Below are 4,601 nucleotides of genomic sequence, written 5' to 3' on the forward strand. Positions count from 1 at the left end.
CCGCGTGGCCGGCCGGTCGGCGTGGCCATCAAGGCCGCCGCACCGGCACCACACGTGCACGGCCCCGGCTGCGGGCACGACCACGATCACGGCTCCGGCCATCACCACTGAGCGATGCCGCGCGTGCGCCGTCCGGCCGCGCCGACCGGCGCCGCCACACTGTTGGCCCTGATGTGGCTGGCTTCGCCGGCCCTGCCGGTGGGCGGCTTCAGCTATTCCGAGGGCCTGGAGCCGGCGGTCGAGGCCGGCCTGGTGAGCGACGAGGCCACGGCACAGGCCTGGCTGCTCGATCAGCTGCTGCTGGGCCTCGGGCGTGGCGAGCTGGCGGTGGTGGCCCAGGCCGTGGCGGCCTGGCGGCGCGGCGACGCGACGCGGGTGCGGGAACTCAACGACTGGCTGTTGTCCACCCGCGAGAGCGCCGAGCTGCGGCTGCAGACCGAGCAGATGGGCCGCTCGCTCGGTGCCTGGCTGCAGCAGCGGCCCGGCACCGACGCTGCAGCCCTGGCGCGCCTGCTCGCGCTGCCGCCCGCGCCCAGCTATCCGGTGGCGTTCGCGCTGGCCGCGGCCGGCACGCCCGCGAGCCTGCGCGAGGTGGCGCTGGCCTACGCCTTCGGCTGGGCCGAGAACATGGTGCAGGCGGCGATCAAGGCGGTGCCATTGGGCCAGAGCGCCGGCCAGCGCATGCTCGGTGCGCTGGTCGAGGCCATCCCCGCGACCGTGGACGCGGCGCTCGTGCTGCGTGACGGCGAACGCATGGCCTTCACGCCAATGCTCGCGGTGCTGTCGGCCCGCCACGAGACACAGTACTCGCGGCTGTTCCGCTCCTGAGCGAGCGGGGCCACGGCGTGGCCGGTGGCGCGCTTCGTGCATCATCACCGCCATGAGCGCATTGCATTCGATCCCCCACCGCAGCAAGAAGCTGCCCCCCCTGCGCGTGGGCGTCGGCGGCCCCGTCGGCTCCGGCAAGACCACGCTGGTGGAGATGCTCTGCAAGAGCATGCGCGAGCGCTGGGACCTGGTGGTCGTGACCAACGACATCTACACCAAGGAAGACCAGCGCCTGCTCACGGTGTCGGGCGCGCTGGAGCCCGAACGCATCATGGGTGTGGAGACCGGCGGCTGCCCGCACACGGCGATCCGCGAGGATGCGTCGATCAATCTCGAGGCGGTGGACCGCATGCTGGCGAAGTTCCCGAACGCCGACATCGTGTTCATCGAGTCCGGCGGCGACAACCTCGCGGCCACCTTCAGCCCCGAGCTCAGCGACCTGACGATCTACGTGATCGATGTCGCCGCCGGCGAGAAGATCCCGCGCAAGGGCGGCCCCGGCATCACCAAGAGCGACCTGTTCGTCATCAACAAGACCGATCTTGCGCCGCACGTCGGCGCCGACCTGGCCGTCATGGAGGCCGACACGCAGCGCATGCGGCCGGCCCATGCGAGTTCGCGGCCCTACGTGATGACCAACCTGAAGACCCGCGCCGGCCTGGCCGAGGTGGTGAGCTTCATCGAGCGTCGCGGACTGCTGCACGCGGCCTGAGCCCCCTGCCCCGCGGGGGTAGGCGGTCTTTCATCGGCGCCGGGTCGCGGTGGGTTTAGAGTCGGCACTCCCCCTTCTCTATCCACCACGAAAGGACAACGCCATGGGCCTGATGAGTTTCATCAAGGAAGCCGGAGAAAAGCTGTTCGGCAAGGGCGAGGCCAAGGCAGCGCAGGAGGCCGCAAAGCAGGCCCCCAGTCCCGAGAACCTGGAGCGGCTGAACAAGGCTGCCGGCGACGCCATCGTGAGCTACATCCAGGCGCAGGGCCTGAAGGTCGACGGCCTGGCTGTCGGCTTCGACGGTGCCAGCGCGACGGTCACGGTCTCGGGCGAGGCCCCCGACCAGGCCACCAAGGAGAAAGTGCTGCTGTGCTGCGGCAACGTCGAGAACGTGGTGGCGGTGAACGACCGGCTCACGGTGGCGACGCCCACGCCCGAGGCGCAGTACTACACCGTGGTGAAGGGCGACAACCTGTCGAAGATCTCGAAGCAGTTCTACGGCACGCCGAACAAGTACCCGGTGATCTTCGAGGCCAACAAGCCGATGCTGACGCACCCGGACAAGATCTACCCGGGCCAGGTGCTGCGCATCCCGCCGCAGCCCTGAATCCGGCGCGCGCCCGGCGTCACAGCGCGAGCGTCGCGGCCCGGTCCTGCAGCCATGCCGCCGTCACGGTGGCGTCGGCGGGCCGGGCGAACAGGTAGCCCTGGAAAGCCGGACACTCCATCGCGGCCAGGATCGCGGCCTGGGCCTCGGTCTCGACGCCCTCGGCCACGACGTGCAGCCGCAGGCTGCGGGCCATGGCGAGGATCGCGCGGACGAGTTCGCGGTCATCGGCATCGGCCTCGAGGTCGCGCACGAAGGTGCGGTCGATCTTCAGCGTGTCGACCGGAAAGCGCTTGAGGTGGCCGAGGCTGGAATAGCCGGTGCCAAAGTCGTCGATCGCGATCCGCACCCCCAGGCCCTTGAGGCGGCGCAGCATCTCCAGCGTGGCCTCGGGATCCTGCATCAGCGTGGACTCGGTGATCTCGAACTCGAGACGGCTGCCGTCGACGCCGGTGGCGTGCAGCACGTCGGCCACGGTGTCGACGAAATCTGCCTGCGCCAGCTGCACCGGCGAGACGTTGACCGCGACCGAGATGCCGCCGAGCGCGGTGCCCGACCACGCCCGCAGCTGCTCGCAGGCCTGGCGCAGGACCCAGTGGCCCATCGGCACGATCAGGCCGCTCTCCTCGGCCACCGGATGAAGACGGCCGGGCTCTGCAGGCCCTGGCCCGCACGGTCCCAGCGCAACAGGGCCTCGACGGCGACCGCATCGCGCGTGCGGCCATGGACCACCGGCTGGTAGTGCACGATGAACTGGCCCGCCGCGAGCGCGCGGCGCATGTCCGCCTCGAGCTGCAGCCGCGCCGAGGCGGCATCGTCGACCGCCTTCGAGAAGAAGTGATAGCGGTTGCGGCCTTCGCGCTTGGACCGGTACATGGCCGCATCCGCACGCTTCATCAGTGTGTCGGGGTCTTCGCCATCGCCCGGGAACAGCGCGATGCCGAGGCTTGCGCCGACGTTGACCTCGGTGCCACCCAGCACGCACGGCTGGGCCACCTGCCGCAGGATCTTCTTGGCGACCTCGGCCACGCCATCGACCTCGACGTCGTCGAGGTCGGACAGCAGCACCACGAATTCGTCGCCGCCGAGACGGCAGATGGTGTCGCTGGCGCGCAGCGCGCCGGTGAGCCGCTGTGCCACCGCCTTCAGCAGCTCGTCGCCGACCGCATGGCCCAGCGAATCGTTGACGTGCTTGAAGTGGTCCAGATCCATGAAGATCACCGCGAAACGCCGGCCATGCCGGCGTCCGGACTGGCAGGCCTGGTGCACGCGGTCCTGGAACAGCACGCGGTTGGGCAGGCCGGTGAGGCCGTCGTGATGGGCCAGGTAGGACATCTTCTGCGCCAGGCCGCGGGCCTCGGTCACGTCCTGGAACACCATCACCGCGCCGAGCACCCGTCCATCACGCCCCGCGATCGGTGCGGCCGAGATCTGCACGCCGTAGTCGCGGCCGGAGCGGTGCCGCAGCGCCGCGCTTTCCCGCACGCCATAGACCTCGCGGTCCTGCAGGCACTGCTCGACCGGGCTCGGCAGCGGCGCGCCGCTCTCCTGGTCGAACAGCTGGACGACCTGCGCGAACGGCAGGCCCCGGGCCTGCGCGAGCAGGCAACCGACCATCTGCTCGGCCACCGGATTGAGATAGGTGATGCGCCCCGCTTCGTCGGTGCTGATCACGCCGTCGCCGATCGAGTGCAGCGTGACCTCGATGCGCTCCTTCTCGGCCGCCAGCTCGAGCGCCAGACGCTTCTGCTCGGTCACGTCCTTCAGAACGGCGAGCGTGCGCAAAGGCTGCCCGTGCGCGTCGGTCTCCCAGATGGCGGAGATCTGCACGTCGAGCACCTCGCCGGACCTGGTCACCATCTGGTAGTCCATGTCGCGCAGTTCGCCTTCGCGCATGAAGCGTGGAATGATCGACCGCTCCGCGCGCTCGCGAGATTCGGTGGTCAGGAACTCGGTGGAACGGCGCCCGAGGACCTCGGAGCGCTCGTAGCCCAGGCGGGCCAGCCAGGCGTCGTTGACCGCGACCAGCCGGCGCTCGACGTCGACCGAGTGCATCATCACCGGCGTGCGCTCGTACAGCGTGCGGAACTGCGCCTCGCGGTCCTCGATCTCGTGGACATGCTGGCGATTGCGCTCCATCGCAGCGGCCAGCAGCAGCGGCGGCACCAGCGTCAGCACCACCGGCAGGTAGAAGGCCACCGTCTCCAGCCAGCCCTCGCCCGGCCCGGGTTGGAACAGGCCGAGCGCGATGACGATGCCGACCGACAGCGAGGCGAGCAGGCCGCCGGTGGCTGCGCCGGCGAAGCCCCCGACGGCCGCCACCAGCATCAGCGCGACGGACACGTAGACGTAGCGGAAATGCGAGAACACCGAGGCCGAGGCCGCGGTCGCGACCGCGACCAGCACCACCGCGGCCACCGCGGGCCGGGCCAGCGCCGCCCACACCGCCCGACC

At 70.4% G+C, this 4,601-nt stretch carries 3 protein-coding genes and 1 pseudogene; 3 read left to right on the forward strand and 1 reads right to left on the reverse strand.

The features are described 5' to 3' along the window. The first annotated feature begins 114 nt into the window (after positions 1 to 114). The 3 genes from Y694_RS19835 (at position 115) to lysM (ending at position 2,147) form a co-directional block, all read left to right on the forward strand. A complete protein-coding gene (locus Y694_RS19835; protein WP_011828264.1) occupies positions 115 to 828 on the forward strand; it encodes an urease accessory protein UreF in 714 nt (237 codons plus the stop codon). A 52-nt stretch (positions 829 to 880) separates the two neighbouring features. Then, complete coding sequence (ureG, locus tag Y694_RS19840; protein ID WP_011828263.1) at positions 881 to 1,540, forward strand: urease accessory protein UreG; 660 nt, start codon at positions 881 to 883, stop codon at positions 1,538 to 1,540. 103 nt (positions 1,541 to 1,643) lie between these two features. Further along, on the forward strand, positions 1,644 to 2,147 hold the full coding sequence (gene lysM, locus Y694_RS19845; RefSeq protein ID WP_036235720.1) for a peptidoglycan-binding protein LysM: 504 nt from the start codon (positions 1,644 to 1,646) through the stop codon (positions 2,145 to 2,147). Between the two features lie 19 nt (positions 2,148 to 2,166). On the opposite strand, the pseudogene Y694_RS22835 reads toward lysM, so the two are convergent. Then, positions 2,167 to 4,475, reverse strand: a pseudogene (locus Y694_RS22835) (putative bifunctional diguanylate cyclase/phosphodiesterase). Between the last annotated feature and the right edge of the window lie 126 nt (positions 4,476 to 4,601).

The sequence above is a fragment of the Methylibium sp. T29-B genome (assembly GCF_000576225.1).
In the GTDB taxonomy this organism is placed as follows: domain Bacteria; phylum Pseudomonadota; class Gammaproteobacteria; order Burkholderiales; family Burkholderiaceae_C; genus Methylibium; species Methylibium petroleiphilum.

What these genes read in the sequence shown, in the direction of transcription:
- Y694_RS19835 (WP_011828264.1), top strand. Translation starts at nt 115, where the DNA reads ATGCCGCGCGTGCGCCGTCCGGCCGCGCCGACCGGCGCCGCCACACTG.
- ureG (WP_011828263.1), top strand. Translation starts at nt 881, where the DNA reads ATGAGCGCATTGCATTCGATCCCCCACCGCAGCAAGAAGCTGCCCCCC.
- lysM (WP_036235720.1), top strand. Translation starts at nt 1,644, where the DNA reads ATGGGCCTGATGAGTTTCATCAAGGAAGCCGGAGAAAAGCTGTTCGGC.